The organism is Pseudomonas farsensis, from assembly GCF_014268805.2.
GTDB lineage: Bacteria > Pseudomonadota > Gammaproteobacteria > Pseudomonadales > Pseudomonadaceae > Aquipseudomonas > Aquipseudomonas farsensis.
The window spans coordinates 1,712,755-1,730,212 of sequence record NZ_JABWRF020000001.1 but is presented as its reverse complement, the minus strand read 5'-3'; the positions used below and the strand labels follow the sequence as shown (position 1 = coordinate 1,730,212).

Sequence of the window (17,458 nt, the reverse complement as noted above, 5' to 3'; positions counted from 1 at the left end):
ACCTGCGGGAGATTCCGTGGTTTTGTGCAAGCCCGCACTGGCCTCATCGCAGGCTGGCGCCAGCTCCCACAGGGGGTGGGTCAACCCCAATATCGAGGCTGGACACATTCACTGTGGGAGCTGGCGCCAGCCTGCGATGAGGCCGCAGCAGGCCTGCGTCATCGAACAGTCACGCAACTGTCGTAATCTGCGGCGCATCTCCGTGCCAGAGGTTATCCGGCATGCACCGCCCCTTCGCTCTCCTGCTTTGCCTGCTCTCAAGCCTGGCCTTGGCCGAGCCCGCACAACTGCGTATCCAGGGTTCCAACACCATTGGCGCTGCACTGGCCCCGGCACTGGTGCGCGGCTTGCTGCAAAGCCAAGGCGCCAGCGCAATCGAAACCACCCCGGGCACTGCGGCAAACGAAACCCAGGTTCTCGCCCGCAGCCGCGACAACCAGCCGCTACGCACCGAAATAGCCGCCCACGGCACAAGCACTGGCTTCGCCGCGCTGGCGTCAGGCAATGCCGACCTGGCAGCGGCTTCGCGGCCGATCAACGACAGCGAAGTACAGCAACTGCAAGCGTTCGGCGACATGCGCGGCGCCAGCGCTGAACAGGTGATTGGCCTGGATGGTGTGGCAATCATCGTCCACTCCGACAACCCACTGGGCCAACTGACCACCGCGCAACTGGCGCAGGTGTTTTCAGGCCAGGTGCAGCGCTGGGAACAGTTGGGCGTGCAAGGCGGCAACATCCACCTTTATGCCCGCGATGATCGCTCAGGCACCTTCGAAACCTTCAAGGCATTGGTGCTAGACCCGCAACAGCGCCGGCTGGCCGCCGATACCCAGCGCTTCGAGTCGGCAGATGAACTGGCCGAGCGGGTCAAGCTTGACCGCCAGGCCATTGGCTTCAGCGGCCTGGCCACGGTGCACGGGGCCAAGGTGCTGGCGGTCGCCGAGGGCGATGCCACGGCACTGCCGCCAAGCCGGGCACTGGTGGCCAGCGAAGATTACCCGCTGTCTCGCAGGCTCTACCTTTACCTGCCAGCCCATGCCCGGCCGCAGGCGCGCGCGCTGGTTGAATTTGCGCAGAGCCCGGCCGGGCAGGCGATTGTCGCTGAGCAGGGGTTTGTCTCGCAGCAGATCAAGGCGCTGCCGGTACCCGCGCAGGCCGACCTGCCGCCAGGCTATCGAGCACTCAGTGCCCAAGCGCAGCGGCTGACGGTGAATTTTCGTTTCCAGCAAGGCAGCGCCAGCCTCGACAATAAGGCCCTGCGCGATGTGCAGCGGGTCAGCGACTACTTGCGCCAGGCTGGCAAGTTGCAGGGCAAGGCCGTGCTGGTAGGCTTCGGCGACCCCAAGGCAACCCCAGGGCGCGCTGCCCTGCTCTCGCGCCTGCGGGCCATGGCGGTACGCCGCGAGTTGGCGCGGGCCGGGGTCGAGGTCAAGGACGTCACCGGGCTCGGTGACGAGCTGCCGGTAGCGGGCAATGAGCTGGAACAGGGGCGGTTACGCAACCGCCGTGTGGAGGTCTGGGTGTACTGAGGCTTCAGGGTGCGACGCCTTCGACGATGATCACCTCGGCCTTGGCCACCCCTTGGCGATGCTTGCACGCCTCTTGGTAGAGGTCCGAACGGTAGCAGGCCAACGCCTGTTCATAGGAGTCGAATTCGATCACCACGCTACGCTGAGGTGTTTCCCTCCCCTCCATGGCCTGGCTGCGCCCGCCCCGGGCCAGAAAGCGCCCGCCAAAGGCCACGAACGCCGCCGGAGCACGCTGGGTGTATTGCTGGTATTGCTCAAGGTCGCTGACATCGACGTGGGCGATCCAGTAAGCCTTCATGGGTCATGCTCCTGCTTCAGGGTTATTGTGTATGATGGTATACCATAAAAATCACCCAACCACCGGGAGCGTGCAGCATGGCATTCAACAGCATCGAAGAACTTCTCGAGGACTATCGCCAAGGCAAGATGGTCCTGCTGGTCGATGACGAAGACCGCGAAAACGAGGGCGACCTGCTGATCGCCGCAGAGCATTGCGACGCCGCAGCCATCAATTTCATGGCGCGCGAGGCGCGCGGTTTGATCTGCCTGACGTTGACCGACGAGCATTGCCAGCGCCTGGGCCTTGAGCAGATGGTACCGGCCAATGGCAGCGCGTTCAGCACCGCCTTCACTGTATCGATCGAGGCAGCCAGCGGCGTTACCACGGGTATTTCCGCCGCTGACCGGGCGCGCACCGTGGCTGCCGCCATGGCCGCCGACGCCCGCCCTGAAGACCTGGTGCAGCCGGGGCATATTTTCCCCCTGCGCGCCCGCGAAGGCGGCGTGCTGACCCGCGCCGGGCACACTGAGGCCGGCTGCGACCTGGCGCGCCTGGCGGGCTTCAGTCCGGCGTCGGTGATTGTCGAGGTGCTCAACGATGACGGCACCATGGCGCGGCGCCCCGACCTTGAAGTATTCGCCGCGCGTCACGGCATCAAGATCGGCACCATTGCCGACCTGATCCACTATCGCCTGAGCACCGAGCAGACCGTCAAGCGTATTGGCGAGCGCGAAATGCCCACCGTGCATGGCACGTTCCGCCTGGTGACCTACGAAGACCGCATCGAAGGCGGCGTGCACATGGCCATGGTGATGGGCGACATTCGTCGCGAACAGCCGACGCTGGTGCGGGTGCATGTGATCGACCCGTTGCGCGACCTGGTCGGCGCCGAATATGCAGGCCCCGCCAACTGGACGCTGTGGGCAGCGCTGGAGCGGGTCGCCGCCGAAGGCGCCGGGGTGGTGGTGATTCTGGCCAACCATGAGTCCTCGCAGGCGCTGCTCGAGCGGGTACCCCACCTCACCCAGCCGCAGCGCCCGTACCAACGCGGCCAGTCGAAGGTGTACTCGCAAGTCGGTACCGGCGCGCAGATTCTGCAGGACCTGGGCGTAGGCAAGCTGCGCCACCTTGGCCCGCCACTGAAGTACGCAGGGCTTGCGGGCTACGAGCTGGAAGTGGTGCAAAGCATCCCTTTCGCAAGCTGAAAGCGGCAAGCGGCAAGCGGCAAGTGAAAAGCGGATCTGCGTAGCCACGCGGTCCGCTTTTTTCCTTCAGCTTGCCGCTTGAAGCTTGCCGCCAGGAAAAGAGTGATGGCCGGTCGCCCACTCCCCCTTGCGAAAAGTTTGGAATACCATAATATGATATCCCGTAGACCTTGAATTCCCCGGCCGTACCTACACTCATAGGGCGACCACACGACGCACATTGATTTCTGCTCCCCGAACACAGTTGGCGGGCGCACTACCAGCCCCGCCTCGAATAACAAAAGCAACGAGGGCGTAACCATGCTGTTGAGCAAACGTGTAACCGCAGTGCTGTCTGCCAGCCTGCTGACCTTGGCCTGCCAGGCCGCGCAGGCCGCTGATAACGTCAACTTCGTAAGCTGGGGTGGTAGCACCCAGGATGCGCAGAAAGACAGCTGGGCTACCCCATTCAGCAAAGCAACCGGGATAAAAGTCGTCCAGGACGGCCCCACCGACTACGGCAAACTCAAAGCCATGGTCGAGAGCGGCAATGTGCAGTGGGATGTGGTCGATGTCGAAGCCGACTTTGCCCTGCGCGCCGCCAGCGAAGGCCTGCTCGAGCCCCTCGATTTCAACCAGATCAAGCGCGACAAGATCGACCCACGCTTTGCGTCCGATCACGGCGTCGGCTCGTTCTTCTTCTCCTTCGTACTCGGTTACAACGAAGGCAAGCTCGGCGCCAACAAGCCTGTGGACTGGTCCGCGCTGTTCGACACCAAGGCTTACCCCGGCAAACGCGCCCTGTACAAATGGCCAAGCCCCGGCGTGCTGGAACTTGCCCTACTGGCGGACGGCGTAACCCCTGACAAGCTCTACCCGCTGGACCTGGACCGCGCCTTCAAGAAGCTCGACACCATCAAGAAAGACATCGTCTGGTGGGGCGGCGGCGCCCAGTCCCAGCAACTGCTGGCATCCGGTGAAGCAACGCTTGGCCAGTTCTGGAACGGCCGCGTCTACGCCCTTCAGCAAGATGGCGCCCCGGTGGGCGTGAGCTGGAAGCAGAACCTGGTCATGGCTGATTTCCTGGTCGTCCCCAAAGGCGCCAGGAACAAGGATGCGGCCATGAAATTTATCGCCAATGCCAGCAGCGCCAAAGGTCAGGCTGATTTTGCCAACGCCACGGCCTATGCGCCGGTCAACGTCGATAGCGTGCCCATGCTGGACGAGCAGCTCGCCCCGAACCTGCCCACCGCCCACGCCGCCGACCAGGTCACCCTGGACTTCGCCTACTGGGCAAAAAACGGCCCGGCCATCGCCGCCCGCTGGAATGAGTGGCTGGTCAAATGAAAGTCGCCATCAACGCCCTGCACAATGCGCAAGGAGCCCCTTCGGGGGCCGGCGCACCACCGGCGGCCGAACGCCGCCCAGCCCTGAGCCAGCGCTGGAAAGGCAGCCGTAACCTGCTGCCGGCCCTGCTCTTTCTTGGCCTGTTCTTCTTTGCCCCGCTGATCAGCCTGCTGCTGCGCGGCGTGCTGGAGCCGGTGCCAGGGCTGGGCAACTACGAGCAGCTGTTCGCCAACTCGGCCTATGCACGGGTGCTGTTCAACACCTTCTCGGTGGCCGGCCTGGTGACGCTGATCAGCGTACTGCTGGGCTTCCCGCTGGCTTGGGCGATTACCCTGGTGCCTAAGGGCTGGGGCCGCTGGCTGCTGAACATCGTGCTGCTGTCGATGTGGACCAGCCTGCTGGCGCGGACCTACTCGTGGCTGGTGTTGCTGCAGGGTTCGGGGGTGATCAACAAGGCGTTGATGGCCATGGGCATCATCGATGCCCCGATCGAAATGGTGCACAACCTCACGGGCGTGGTGATCGGCATGAGCTACATCATGATCCCGTTCATCGTGCTGCCGTTGCAGGCGACCATGCATGCCATCGACCCAATGGTGCTGCAGGCCGGCTCCATCTGCGGCGCAAGCCCCTGGACCAATTTCTGGAAGGTGTTCCTGCCACTGTGCCGCTCGGGCCTGTTCTCCGGGGCACTGATGGTTTTCGTCATGTCTCTGGGCTACTACGTGACGCCGGCACTGCTGGGCGGCGCGCAGAACATGATGCTGCCCGAATTCATCATCCAGCAGGTGCAGTCGTTCCTGAACTGGGGCCTGGCCAGCGCCGCCGCGGCACTGCTGGTGATCATCACCCTGGTGCTCTTCTACCTGTACCTGAAGCTGCAGCCGGAATCCCCGGTCGGCAACGCGAGGTAATCCGCCATGCTTCTGTCCCCCAATGCCATGGGTCGCCCGCTGCGCACCGGCCTTTATGTAACCACCGGGGTTATTGCAGCCTTTCTGCTGCTGCCGGTGGTGTTCATCATTCTGCTGTCGTTCGGCTCCTCGCAGTGGCTGGTGTTCCCGCCACCGGGCTGGACGCTCAAGTGGTACGAGCAGTTCTTCTCCAACCCAGAGTGGATGGACGCAGCGCTGGCCAGCCTGAAGGTGGCGATACTCACCACCGTCGCGGCCGTAGCGCTGGGCCTGCCCACCGCGTTTGCCCTGGTACGCGGCCGCTTCCCGGGCCGTGAAATGCTCTATGGCCTGTTCACCATGCCGATGATCGTGCCGCTGGTGATCATCGCCGTTGCCGTGTACGCGCTGTTTCTGAAGCTCGGCTACACCGGCACGCTGTTCGCGTTTGTGGTCAGCCACGTGATCGTCGCCCTGCCCTTTACCATCATTTCCATCATCAATTCGTTGAAGCTGTTCGACCAGTCCATCGAGGACGCTGCGGTGATCTGCGGAGCTTCGCGCCTGCAAGCCATCTTCAAGGTGACCTTCCCGGCCATTCGCCCAGGCATGATCGCCGGCGGCCTGTTCGCGTTTCTGGTGTCGTGGGATGAAGTGGTACTGAGCGTGATGATGGCCAGCCCCGACCTGCAGACCCTGCCGGTCAAGATGTGGACCACCCTGCGCCAGGACCTGAGCCCGGTCATCGCAGTCGCCTCGACCCTGCTGATCGGCCTGTCGCTGCTGGTCATGGTAATTGCCGCCGCCCTGCGCCGCCGCGCCGAAAACGCCTGAGTGCCCGGAGAGAATAAAAAATGAGTGCAGTGATCAAAGAAAACGCGCCGAACAAGACCCTGGTCAGCCTGCGCGGCCTGAACAAGCACTACGGCGACTTTACCGCCGTAGACAACCTCGACCTGGAAATCCAGGACGGGGAGTTTCTGACCTTCCTCGGCTCCAGCGGCTCGGGCAAGTCCACCACGCTGTCGATGCTGGCAGGCTTTGAAACCCCAAGCAGCGGCGAGATTCTGGTCGATGGCCAGTCGCTGGTGAATGTGCCACCGCACAAGCGTGACATCGGCATGGTGTTCCAGCGCTACTCGCTGTTCCCGCACCTGAACGTGCGCGACAACATCGCCTTCCCGCTGGCCATCCGCAAGCTGTCCAGTGCCGAGACCAAAAAGCGCGTCGACGCCATGCTCAAACTGGTGCAACTGGACCCGTTCGCGCACCGCAAGCCTTCGCAGATGTCCGGTGGCCAACAGCAGCGTGTGGCAATCGCCCGCGCGCTGGTGTACGAGCCGCGTATCCTGCTGATGGACGAGCCGCTCGGCGCGCTGGACAAAAAACTGCGTGAAGACCTGCAGGATGAACTGCGCCAACTGCACCGCAGGCTCGGCATCACCATCGTCTACGTGACCCACGACCAGGAAGAAGCCATGCGCCTGTCGCAGCGTATCGCGATTTTCAGCCACGGCAAGATCGTCGGCCTGGGCACCGGTTTCGACCTGTACCAGAACCCGCCCAATGCCTTTGTCGCCTCGTTCCTGGGCAATTCGAACTTCCTGCGCATCAAAGCCAGCAGCAACGGCGCCGGCAGCTTCGAAGGCCAGCAGTTGGCCATTCGCCTGACCCCGGGGCTGGCCGCCGAGCAGCAGGCACTGATCATGGTCCGCCCAGAGAAAGCCCTGGCGCTGAGCGCCGAACAGGCTGCCCGCGAGCCGTTGCCGGCGGGCTGGAACGAAGTCGGCGCGACCGTTGGCGAGGTCTTGTTCCTCGGCGAAAGCCAGACCTGCCATGTTGTTACCCAGGGCGGCACCGAACTGACGGTCAAGGCATTGTCTGCGGCGGGCATGCCCATGCGGCCGGGGGAGCAGGTGAAAGTGCGCTGGGCAGTGGCCGATGCGTGCATCTACACCGAATGGGCAGAAAGCGATTTGAGCAAGTCTGCCGGCGCGCACTGAGGCGCTGCGGGTTGAGATGACCAGTTGTTGCAGGCGCCGCATGCGCGCCTGCAACAACGTGTACTGCTCGGTGAAACCTGCTCTAATACGCGCCTTTCCACCTCCAGCAGCACACTCTCATGCTCTATCGCCTGGCCGCAGACGCGTTGGTTCTGTTTCACCTGTCGTTCATTCTTCTGGTGCTGTTCGGCGGCCTGTTGGTGCTGTGGCGGCGCCGCGCCGTCATCTTGCACCTGCCGGCCCTGGCCTGGGGCCTGGCGGTGGAAGGGTTGCATTTGCAGTGCCCACTCACCGAATGGGAAAACCGCCTGCGCTTTGCTGCCGGCGACCAGGGCTACCCTGGCGGTTTTGTCGAACACTACATCTGGCCGATGATCTACCCGGCAGGCCTTACCCCGCACATCCAGCTCTGGCTGGGCAGCTTCGTCGCGCTGCTCAACCTGGGCGTCTATGCCTATGTGCTGTGGCGCTTAACGCGTCGCCACCACGAATAACCGCGGGAACGGCAGCAGCACCTTGCCGTCACTGGCGGCCGGGTAGTCGTTCTGCATGGCCTGCTGGTACAACTGCAGGAAATCTTCCTGCTCCTGGGCATCCAGGCGGGCCAGGTAAGGGCGCAGTGCCGAACCCTTGAACCACTCCACTACCGCTTGCGCGCCGCCTTCGAGTGGATGGTGATAGGTGGTGCGCCACACTTCAACCCGCGCGCACAACGGGCTGAGCAGGTCGTAATAGAACGCGGCACTGTGCCGTGGCGGCAGGCTGAAGTCGGCGAAACGCTCCGCCCATGGGCCGCACGCGGCGATCTCGCGCAATTGGCGATGGGCGGGCTCGTCGAGGTTGTCGGGGGTTTGCACGGCAAGGCTGGCGCCGTCGCTGAGCTGGCGCACCAGGTGCGGGTACAAGGTGCCGTGGTCGGCCACCCACTGCAACGAGGCGTTGGCGAGAATCAGGTCCTGGGGCACCGCGGCCGTCCAAGTGGCGATGTCAGCGATCTCGAAGCGCACTCGGGGGATGCTCAGACGCGGGCGTTGGCGGGCCTGGCCGATCATGTCCGGGTCGCTGTCCAGCGCCATTACCTGGGCATCTGTGTGGCGCTGCAACAATACTTCGGTGGAGTTGCCCGGGCCACAGCCAAGGTCGGTGGCATTGCGCACAGGCCGTGGCGGCACGGCAGCAAGCAGATCGCGTACGGCGCGGGTGCGTTCAGCTTCGAATAGCGAATATTGGGTGGCGGACCAGGCCATGTGCGGGCTCCTTGAATGGCGATGCAGCTAGCATAAAACAGAACGGGCGGCGCCAGGCCGCAGTGTTGCCTACAGGGCGTGACGCAGCATCTGCAGCAGTTGCGCATGCAGGGCGGGGTCGCCGCAGGCAACCACGCAACCGCCGTTGTGCGCCGAGCTGCCGTCCCACGCGGTAATCACACCGCCTGCGCCTTCGATGATGGGTATAAGCGCCTGCACATCGTAGGGTTGCAGGCTCGCCTCGACGATCACATCGACAAAGCCCGAAGCAAGCATGCAGTAGGCATAGCAGTCGCCGCCATAACGCAACAGCCGGGCCTGCTCGGCCACTTGGGTGAAGGCCTGCTTGCGCGCCTCGGTGTCGAACATGTCCGGCGTGGTGCACATCAGCGTGGCCGAGCTCAGGTCGGCGCAGCGGCGGGTCTGCAATGGCGCGCCATTGCACCAGGCGCCCTGCGGCGTGCCGACGAAGCGTTCAGCGGTGAACGGCTGGTTCATCACCCCGATGCGCGGCGCAGTGCCATCGTTCAGCGCAATCAAGGTGCCCCACAGCGGCAGGCCGGTAATGAACGCGCGCGTACCGTCGATGGGGTCGAGCACCCAGGTCAGCGGGCTGCTTCCGACTGCAACGCCGTGTTCTTCACCGAGAATACCGTGCTCGGGGTAACGCGCCTGGATCAACGCCCGCATGGCTTCTTCGGCGGCCTTGTCGGCCACGGTGACTGGGTCATACAGCCGCCCGCCCTTGTCCTCGACCGCAAGCGGCGCGCGAAACCAGGGTTTTATCGCCGCCGCCGCAGCCTCGGCCAGCTCTTCGGCAAAGATGCGCAACTGGCCAATCTGTTCGGCGCTCAGGGACATGGGGGCAGGCCTCTTGAAGGATGAAAGGTTGGCATCATACCCGAGCCAGACGCACCTCATCGGCCAGACCGTTGCATTTGCCGCCGGGCTGTCCCAAGCTTTGCCCTCCACGCCGCCACGGATCGCACAATGTCAAGACCCCACCACCTGTTGATCGCCCTTTTGCTGTTGATCCTGGTGCCGGGCGTGCTCAGCTATATGTGGCGCCCGCAGCAAACGCCTGCGCCGACACTGCCACCGCACAGTTACGCCAAGGCGCTGCGCCAGGCCCACGATGGCCTGCCCGGCGCTGCACGGGTGTTGTACCAGCAGTTGCAGCGCGACGATCTGCAGCCCATCCGCCGTGCCGCGCTGTATGCAGAGTTGCCCAACTACCCTTCGCCGCAAGCGCTCAAACTGGCGCGCCTGGACCTTGAGCACGATGACCCATTGGTACGCCGCGCCGCCATCGCCAGTATCCGCCGCCTGGTGCCTGCGGCGCAGCGCAGCCTGGTACTCGGCCCACTGCTCGAAGATGACGAACAAAGCGTACGCTTTGCTGCCGTCGATGCGTTGCTGGGCCTGGACCCGGATGCCATCGGGTTGTACTTCGGGCCGTTCCAGGAAGCGCTGGAGAACTACCAGCAAACCCTGGAACAACAGCAGGATGACGCCGAGGCGCAAGTGCACCTGGCACGCCTTTACATGCACGAGCAAGCTTACGAGCAAGCGAATACCGCCCTGCAGCGCAGCCTGGCGCTGGCACCCGAGGGGCTCGACGCACTGGCAGCGCAGGTTCACCTGCTGGAGCAGCAGGGTCAGCAGGATGCTTCACGCCAGGTGCTGGCCAAAGCGCTGGCCATACGCCCAGACTCGGCATTTCTGCAATACCAGCTGGGTTTGTGGCTGACCCGCCACCAGCAGCAAGAGTACGCACTGCTGGCGCTGTCCCGCGCCGTCGAGCTTGAGCCGGACAACAGCGACTACCGTTACACTCTGGCGGTAACCCTGCACCAGCTCGACCAGGTGCAGGCCGCGCAGCAGCAGTTGGAGACGCTGCTCAACCACCAACCAGCCAATCGCCGCGCACGGGTGCTGCTGATCCAGTACTGGAAAGAAACCGGCCAGTTGCAAAATGTGCAGGTGTTGCTGGCCGAACTTGAGCAGCAAAACCCTGACGACCCGGCGCTGCAACAAGGGCTGTAAGCCAAGCGTGGCTCACTCGTGCAGCATGTGCTGCACCTGGCGGCAGAGCGTGTCCAGACTGAAAGGTTTGTACAGCAAGGCAGTGCCGGGCTGGTCGAGTACGTGTTGCTCGACCGGCTCTTCGGTGTAGCCGGTTATAAACAGAATTTTCTGCCCAGGGTCCAGCATGCGCAGCGCCCTGGCCACCTGGCGGCCATTGAAGCCGCCTGGCAAGCCGATATCTGTGATCACCAGCTCGAAGGGGCCGGCACTGCGATAAGCGCCCAGCGCCGTATTGGCGTCAGGGGCGTCACTCACCTCGTAGCCACGGTCAACCAAAGCCTCTTTCATCAGGGCGCGCAGGTTGACCTCGTCATCGATCAGCAACAAGCGCTCACCATGGGCCTGCATGGGCTTGGGCTGAAGCTCCGGCTGCACCGGCACGCTGCCTTGGTATCTGGGGAACATCATCACCACCCGCGTACCGTGGCCGAGCTTCGACTCCAGCCACACCTGGCCGCCGGACTGGTGCACGAAACCATGCACCATGGCCAAGCCCAGCCCTACGCCATGCCCCATTTCCTTGGTGGTGAAGAACGGCTCGAAGGCGTGGGCAGAGGTCCCGCCGGACATACCGTGCCCGTCGTCCTCGACCTGAATGACCACATAATCCCCTGCTGGCAAGCCTGAGGGCTGCTCGGCGGTGTAGCTGAGGCGTTCGTTGTAGCTGCGGATCTGCACCTTGCCGCGCCCCAGGCACGCCTCGCTTGCGTTGGCGCAAAGGTGCATCAGAGCATTGCGCAACTGGTCCGGGTCGAGCTGGACCGGCCACGGCGCGCTGTCGAGCTGCCACTCCAGGTGAATGTCCCCACTCAGTGCCTGGCGCAGCATCGGTTCGGCCTCACGCATCAGCCGGCTGACATCCAACGGGCTAGGCGACAGCGGCTGGCTGCGGGCGAACGCCAGCAGGTTGTGGGTCAGCCCGATGGCGCGCTCGGCGCAGTCGCGGGCCATCTTCACATAGTCTTCCAGGCGCTCGGTGCGGCCCTGCAACAACCGCCGCTCGAGCCACTCAAGGCTGCTGCTGACGCCGCTGAGGACGTTGTTCATCTGATGGCCGTAACTGCCCGCAACCTTGACCACCGACTCCATGCGCTGGCTGTCGCGCACCGCCGCCTCGGCCAGGCGCTGTATGGACTTGCGCGTTTCGGTAATATCGCGCCCGACCAGCATCGGCATGGTTTGCCCCGCCAGCGTGGTCCAGCTGAACCAGCAGTAGTGGCCCTCGGCATGGCGCATGCGCGCCTCGAAGGTCGAAGCCGCACCACCCTTGTACAGCGCCGTAAGGGCCAATATGCAGTCGGTCCGCTCGGCAGGGTGCACCAGCTCGGAAAGGGGCGTTGCCGGCTGGCTTTGCGCGGTCCAGCCTAGCAACCGCTGCCATGCCGGGTTGGCCATGCGCACCTGCTGGTTGTCATCGAGCATCAGCATGACATCGGGCGATAGCTGCCAGGTATGCTGGCTGTCAGCCAGGTAGCTGGCCAGCTGCGCCTCGAACGACAGCGCCCGCTCACGCCATTCGCTGGCAGCCTCCGCGCTGGCTGAAGCAGCAATCAAGGTATGAACAAAGCCCGCCACCGCGCCTTGCTCGTCGCGAATCGGCGAATAACAGCAGGTGAAGCGGGTTTGCTGCTGGTCTATAGGCAGCAACACTTCGGTAATACTGCCCTGCCCCTCCAGCGCCTGGAACACCGCAGCGCCCATCACCGCCCAGGCGTTGCCCCACAGCCCATGAAAGGCACAGCCTTGGCGTGCCTGGATTGGATAGGCATCGTTATGGATGACACTCAGGTCCGAGCCCCACACCAGTGCACAGGGAAATGGCGACAAGTGCAGCATGTCGACGGCAATGCGCAGCGTTGCCGACCACTTGGCCAGCGGGCCTAGCGGCGTGCGGCTCCAGTCGGTGCCGGCAATCGACTCGTTGGCGGCAGGCAGCGGCGCCAGATGGATGACTTGAATGTTGTTTTCCATCGCCAGGTCATCAGCAGCCAATGTCTTCATTCCAGAGCTTTGGTTGCTCTGTGATAAACCGGCGCATCATGTTTTGGCAGGTTTCGTTGTGCAACACCTCAAGCCTTACGTCGCGGCTTTTCAGCAGCTTCTCTTCGCCCATGAAGGTCACGTTCTCGCCGATTACCACATGCTTGATGCCGTACAGCAGAATCGCACCGCTGCACATGGCACAGGGCGACAGGGTGGTGTAGAGGGTGGCCTCGCGGTAAACGCTTGCGGGCTGGCGGCCTGCGTTTTCCAGGGCGTCCATCTCGCCATGCAGAATCGCGCTGCCTTGTTGCACGCGGCGGTTGTGGCCACGGCCGAGAATCCTGCCGTCGTGTACCAGCACAGAGCCGATCGGAATACCGCCCTCGGCAAGCCCTTTCTGGGCTTCATCGATAGCGGCCTGCATAAACTCGTTGATGACCTGTTCCATAGGTAGCGTTTCCTTCGGCTGCGTTTGCAGCAGCCTAGCACAACGCCTTGAGCACGATTCAAGGGGGCACCGCACTGGCTGGTGATGGACATCATTGTGGGAGATCGCCCAGCCCTTCGGGCTGCGCTGTCGCGCAGAGAACTGGGCAGCGTGGGAGCGGGCTTGCCCCGCGATACCGGCGTAGCCGGTGCCATCCATCGCGGTGGTTCGGCATTCCGAGCAAGCCCGCTCCAACTTTTCTAATAAAATCAGTTAGTTAGCGTTTGTTCTATGAGAGCGGCCTTATGCAGCGATGGGCTGCGAAGCAGGCCCAGCGATTCTGCATGAGGCGCAGATCCTGGGTCTGCTTCGCAGCCCATCGCGGCGCAAGGCCGCTCCTACACCGGGCCGCGTCGCTTGGGGTTTATCTAGCGCGCTGCGGATGGGTCGCGGTGTTGGTCCAGATCGAACCGGTCCAACTCCATGACTTTTGTCCACGCCCTGGCAAAGTCCCGTACGAACTTCTCGCCCGCGTCACTGCTGCCATAGACCTCGCTCAGTGCACGCAACTGCGCGTGCGAGCCCATTACCAGGTCTACCCGGCTGGCACTCCACTGCCGCTGGCCGGTGGCGCGGTCACGGCCTTCGAAGGCTTCGTTGTCGGCCGAGGTCGGCTTCCATTCGATGCGCATATCCAGCAGGTTGCGGAAGAAGTCGTTGGTCAGTACGCCGGGCCGCTCAGTGAAAACGCCCTGAGTGCTGCCGCCGTGGTTGGCGCCAAGCACGCGCAGGCCACCTATCAGCACGGTCAGCTCCGGCGCCGTGAGCGTCAGCAACTGGGCCTTGTCCAGCAGCAGTTTCTCAGCCTTGACGCTGTAGCGCGCCTTGCTGAAGTTGCGAAAGCCATCGGCCAACGGTTCGAGCACGGCGAACGACTCGACATCGGTCTGTTCCTGGGAGGCATCTACCCGGCCTGGACGGAATGCCACCTTGATCGGATGGCCCCCCTCTGCAGCCGCTTTTTCCACTGCGGCGCTGCCGGCCAGGACGATCAGGTCAGCCAGGGAAATATGCTGGCCGCCGGCCTTGAAGCCGTCCTGGATCTGCTCCAGCACCCTGAGCACCTTGTACACGCCCTTGTTTGCGTCCCAGTCCTTCTGCGGTGCCAGACGGATACGCGCGCCATTGGCGCCGCCGCGCTTGTCTGACCCGCGGAAGGTAGACGCGGCGGCCCAGGCGGCCGAGACCAGCTCGCCGACACTCAGGCCCGAAGCCAGCACCTTGGCCTTGAGCGAGGCAATATCGGCCTCACCCAGCAGGGGGCCATCGGCCTTGGGCAGCGGGTCTTGCCACAACAGCTCCTCCTGGGGCATTTCCGGGCCCAGGTAACGTGCCAACGGGCCCATGTCGCGATGGATCAGCTTGTACCAGGCACGGGCAAATGCGTCTGCCAACTGCTCAGGGTTTTCCTTGAAATGCCGGGCGATGGGCTCGTAGATCGGGTCGAAGCGCAGCGCCAGGTCAGAGGTCAGCATCGACGGGGCATGGCGTTTGGCGGGGTCATGGGCGTCCGGCACGCTGCCGGCGCCTTTGCCGTCCTTGGGCCGCCACTGGTGTGCCCCGGCGGGGCTTTTGGTCAGTTCCCAGTCAAAGTTGAAGAGGTTCTCCAGGTACTCATTGCTCCAGCGCGTCGGCGTCGAGGTCCAGGTCACTTCCAGGCCGCTGGTAATGGTGTCGCCGCCCTTGCCAGTACCAAACTTGTTGCTCCAGCCAAGGCCCTGCATTTCCAGCCCGGCAGCTTCTGGCTCGGCGCCGACATTGTCGGCAGGGCCTGCGCCGTGGGTCTTGCCGAAGGCATGGCCACCGGCGATCAGTGCCACGGTTTCTTCATCGTTCATGGCCATGCGGCCGAAGGTTTCGCGGATATCCTTGGCGGATGCCGCCGGGTCAGGGTTGCCTTCCGGGCCTTCGGGGTTTACGTAGATCAGCCCCATCTGCACGGCCGCCAGCGGGTTCTCAAGGTTACGCTCCCCGGCCAAGGTGCGGCTCTGCTCCTCGCCATGCTTGGCGGGTTCGGCTACCAGGTCGCCCTGGCCCGGCGCCTGCGCCTTCGCGTAACGGGTATCGCCACCCAGCCAGACCTTCTCCGAACCCCAGTACACGTCTTCATCCGGCTCCCACACATCAGCCCGCCCGCCAGAGAAACCGAAGGTCTTGAAGCCCATGGATTCCAGCGCGACGTTGCCGGTGAGCACGATCAGGTCGGCCCAGGAAATCTTGTTGCCGTATTTTTGCTTGATCGGCCACAAAAGGCGCCGGGCCTTGTCCAGGCTGACGTTATCCGGCCAGCTGTTGAGCGGTGCAAAGCGTTGCTGGCCGGAGCCTGCGCCGCCACGGCCATCGCCAATGCGATAGGTGCCTGCACTGTGCCAAGCCATGCGCACGAACAGCGGGCCATAGTGGCCGAAATCGGCCGGCCACCAGTCCTGGGAGTCGGTCATCAGCGCCGTCAGGTCTTGCTTCAAGGCTTGGAAATCGAGGCTCTTGAATGCCTTGGCGTAGTCGAAGTCCGGGTCTGGGCTGGCCTTTGCAGAGTGCTGGTGGAGGATTCTCAGATTGAGCTGGTCGGGCCACCAGTCACGGTTGCTGGTGCCGCTGCCGGCAGTGTGATGGAACGGGCATTTCGATTCGTTCGACATCTGTTTCTACCTTTGGGTCGGGTCTGCTCATCAGGTGTCGTCGGTCTGTGCCGACATCCGGGTTGCCAAGGTGTCAGGGCGGCGGGGCCTGCGTCTTGCACCAGGGTGCTCAGGGGCCTAACGCGGCGGGCATCCGAAGCTGCCACGCAGAAGACTAGCCGACCTTGCGCAGAGGTCTAATAGAGCCGCTATTGAGCGCCAATAGCCTGCGCACATCGGTACAAGCCAGACGCCATGATCTGTGCTTGAATCTGCTGCCCCCTTCCTGCTGCAAGGCCCCCGTGCATGAACCGCAACGACCTGCGCCGCGTCGACATGAACCTGCTGGTAGTGTTCGAGGCGTTGATGATCGAACGCAACCTGACCCGCGTTGGCGAAAAACTGTTCATCACCCAGCCCACGGTCAGTGCCGCCCTCGCCCGCCTGCGCGACCTGTTCGACGACCCGTTGCTTATCCGCAATGGCCGGGCCATGGAGCCTACGCCCCGGGCAATGCAGATCTTCCACGAGCTGGGGCCAGCCATGGATGTCATCTCGGCGGCCATCAGCCGTGCCAAGACCTTCGAGCCGGCAAGCAGTTGCAACGTGTTCCGCCTGGGGCTGTCGGACGACGCCGAGTTCGGCCTGTTCCCGCCACTGCTTGAAGCGCTGCGCAACGAAGCACCGCAGATCAGCGTGGTGGTGCGCCGGGCAAACTTTCTGCTGATGCCGGCACTGTTGGCATCGGGTGAAATTTCGGTGGGGGTCAGCTACACCACCGACCTGCCGGCCAATGCCAAGCGCCGCAAGCTGCGCGATATCGGCGTGCGCGTGCTGCGCGCCGATGATCGGCCGGGGCCCTTGACGCTGGATGAATACTGCAGCCGCCCGCACGTCATGGTGTCGTTCTCAGGCGATATGAGCGGCAACATCGACCTGGACCTTGCACGCATCGGGCGCTGCCGCAAGGTGGTGCTGGCGGTGCCGCAGTTCGGCAGCCTGCGGGCGCTGCTGCGTAATACCGAGATGATTGCCACCGTGCCCGACTACGCTGCCTGCGCACTGGCCGATGACGGCAGCTTGCGCGCAGACCCTGCGCCGTTCGAAATCAGCGAAGCTGAGCTGTCGATGGCTTGGAGCAGCGCCCATGACAACGACCCTGCCGAACGCTGGCTGCGCGAGCGTATTTTGCAGTTCATGAGCACCCAGTGAACCATCAACCCCGTCGATAGCTACCATGCCTGCCATCGAGTTCCCTCGCCGTAACGGCTTGGCCAGAATGGCGCCATTGGATCTTCGACGAGGCACTTCCCATGAAAACCGGCATGTTTGCCGCCCTGCTGGCCCTGCTCGCCACCCTCACCGGCTGCGCCAGCCAACCTGGCAGCCAGCCCGCGGGCCACTTCTATTCGGCCACCGCCCTCTCCAGCGTCACCCTGAGCCATGGCCAGCACGTGGCGGTACTGCTGGGCCGCGACAGCGCATCGACCATGGACTACCTGCAACATCGCCACGACCGCGGCGCTGCGGCCAATGGCCAGGCGACGCCGGTGGCCACCCTGGGTGGCAATCAGGCCTATGCCTGGCTGGCTGACTCACTGAGCCAGAACTTCGCAGAAGTGACCTTCTATGAAGACCTCGATACCCTGCTGGGCGACAGGCCCGATGTGATCGTGCTGCTGGACAGTGACGACAAACTGGCCAGCGGCGCGCAGAACCCGCGGGCGGGCGCGCGTTTTTTCGATAATCAACTGACCTACATTGGCCGCATGGAAAACCCGGGCCGGTAGCCAGCGCCG

At 63.7% G+C, this 17,458-nt stretch carries 16 protein-coding genes; 10 read left to right on the top strand and 6 right to left on the bottom strand.

What is annotated here, in order from left to right; genetic code table 11:
• Positions 1 to 221: 221 nt before the first annotated feature.
• Complete coding sequence (locus HU719_RS07960) at positions 222 to 1,529, top strand: substrate-binding domain-containing protein (protein WP_186534626.1); 1,308 nt, start codon at positions 222 to 224, stop codon at positions 1,527 to 1,529.
• A 4-nt stretch (positions 1,530 to 1,533) separates the two neighbouring features.
• On the opposite strand, the gene HU719_RS07955 is transcribed toward HU719_RS07960, so the two are convergent.
• A complete protein-coding gene (locus tag HU719_RS07955) occupies positions 1,534 to 1,827 on the bottom strand; it encodes a DUF1330 domain-containing protein (protein ID WP_186534625.1) in 294 nt (97 codons plus the stop codon).
• A 77-nt stretch (positions 1,828 to 1,904) separates the two neighbouring features.
• On the opposite strand from HU719_RS07955, the gene ribBA reads away from it, so the two are divergent.
• From ribBA to HU719_RS07925, 6 genes are all read left to right on the top strand, one after another.
• Positions 1,905 to 3,014 (top strand): bifunctional 3,4-dihydroxy-2-butanone-4-phosphate synthase/GTP cyclohydrolase II, encoded by a 1,110-nt coding sequence (gene ribBA, locus HU719_RS07950; protein ID WP_186534624.1) that lies wholly within the window; start codon positions 1,905 to 1,907, stop codon positions 3,012 to 3,014.
• A 300-nt stretch (positions 3,015 to 3,314) separates the two neighbouring features.
• Positions 3,315 to 4,340: an ABC transporter substrate-binding protein gene (locus HU719_RS07945; protein ID WP_186534623.1), complete on the top strand. Its 1,026-nt coding sequence runs from the start codon at positions 3,315 to 3,317 to the stop codon at positions 4,338 to 4,340.
• Positions 4,337 to 5,254: an ABC transporter permease gene (locus HU719_RS07940; RefSeq protein ID WP_186516250.1), complete on the top strand. Its 918-nt coding sequence runs from the start codon at positions 4,337 to 4,339 to the stop codon at positions 5,252 to 5,254. Before HU719_RS07945 ends, HU719_RS07940 begins: the two co-directional genes overlap by 4 nt.
• Before the next feature lie 6 nt (positions 5,255 to 5,260).
• Entirely contained in the window at positions 5,261 to 6,067 is an 807-nt protein-coding gene (locus HU719_RS07935; protein WP_186516249.1) for an ABC transporter permease, read from the top strand.
• A 20-nt stretch (positions 6,068 to 6,087) separates the two neighbouring features.
• On the top strand, positions 6,088 to 7,236 hold the full coding sequence (locus tag HU719_RS07930; RefSeq protein ID WP_186516248.1) for an ABC transporter ATP-binding protein: 1,149 nt from the start codon (positions 6,088 to 6,090) through the stop codon (positions 7,234 to 7,236).
• A 119-nt stretch (positions 7,237 to 7,355) separates the two neighbouring features.
• A complete protein-coding gene (locus HU719_RS07925; protein WP_186534622.1) occupies positions 7,356 to 7,730 on the top strand; it encodes a DUF2784 domain-containing protein in 375 nt (124 codons plus the stop codon).
• On the opposite strand, the gene tam is transcribed toward HU719_RS07925, so the two are convergent.
• Both tam and hisN read right to left on the bottom strand, forming a co-directional pair.
• Entirely contained in the window at positions 7,707 to 8,483 is a 777-nt protein-coding gene (gene tam / locus HU719_RS07920) for a trans-aconitate 2-methyltransferase (RefSeq protein WP_186534621.1), read from the bottom strand. The genes HU719_RS07925 and tam overlap by 24 nt on opposite strands.
• A gap of 69 nt (positions 8,484 to 8,552) precedes the next feature.
• On the bottom strand, positions 8,553 to 9,344 hold the full coding sequence (hisN, locus tag HU719_RS07915; RefSeq protein WP_186534620.1) for a histidinol-phosphatase: 792 nt from the start codon (positions 9,342 to 9,344) through the stop codon (positions 8,553 to 8,555).
• A gap of 129 nt (positions 9,345 to 9,473) precedes the next feature.
• Here hisN and HU719_RS07910 point away from each other — a divergent pair, with 129 nt between their 5' ends.
• Positions 9,474 to 10,529 (top strand): tetratricopeptide repeat protein, encoded by a 1,056-nt coding sequence (locus tag HU719_RS07910; protein WP_186534619.1) that lies wholly within the window; start codon positions 9,474 to 9,476, stop codon positions 10,527 to 10,529.
• A 12-nt stretch (positions 10,530 to 10,541) separates the two neighbouring features.
• Here the strand turns inward: HU719_RS07910 and HU719_RS07905 are convergent, their stop codons facing one another.
• From HU719_RS07905 to katG, 3 genes are all read right to left on the bottom strand, one after another.
• Positions 10,542 to 12,572 carry an ATP-binding protein gene (locus HU719_RS07905; RefSeq protein WP_225917127.1) on the bottom strand — a complete coding sequence of 677 codons (2,031 nt, stop codon included), beginning with the start codon at positions 12,570 to 12,572 and terminating at the stop codon, positions 10,542 to 10,544.
• A complete protein-coding gene (locus tag HU719_RS07900) occupies positions 12,553 to 12,990 on the bottom strand; it encodes a nucleoside deaminase (RefSeq protein WP_186534688.1) in 438 nt (145 codons plus the stop codon). The genes HU719_RS07905 and HU719_RS07900 overlap by 20 nt, the downstream gene beginning before the upstream one ends.
• Positions 12,991 to 13,409: 419 nt before the next feature.
• The gene (gene katG, locus HU719_RS07895; protein ID WP_186534618.1) at positions 13,410 to 15,680 is read right to left on the bottom strand and encodes a catalase/peroxidase HPI; all 2,271 of its coding nucleotides are present in this window, start codon (positions 15,678 to 15,680) and stop codon (positions 13,410 to 13,412) included.
• Between the two features lie 285 nt (positions 15,681 to 15,965).
• On the opposite strand from katG, the gene HU719_RS07890 reads away from it, so the two are divergent.
• Together HU719_RS07890 and HU719_RS07885 are read left to right on the top strand one after the other, a co-directional pair.
• Positions 15,966 to 16,871 carry a LysR family transcriptional regulator gene (locus tag HU719_RS07890; protein ID WP_186534617.1) on the top strand — a complete coding sequence of 302 codons (906 nt, stop codon included), beginning with the start codon at positions 15,966 to 15,968 and terminating at the stop codon, positions 16,869 to 16,871.
• Between the two features lie 101 nt (positions 16,872 to 16,972).
• The gene (locus tag HU719_RS07885) at positions 16,973 to 17,449 is read left to right on the top strand and encodes a hypothetical protein (RefSeq protein WP_186534616.1); all 477 of its coding nucleotides are present in this window, start codon (positions 16,973 to 16,975) and stop codon (positions 17,447 to 17,449) included.
• Positions 17,450 to 17,458 lie beyond the last annotated feature (9 nt).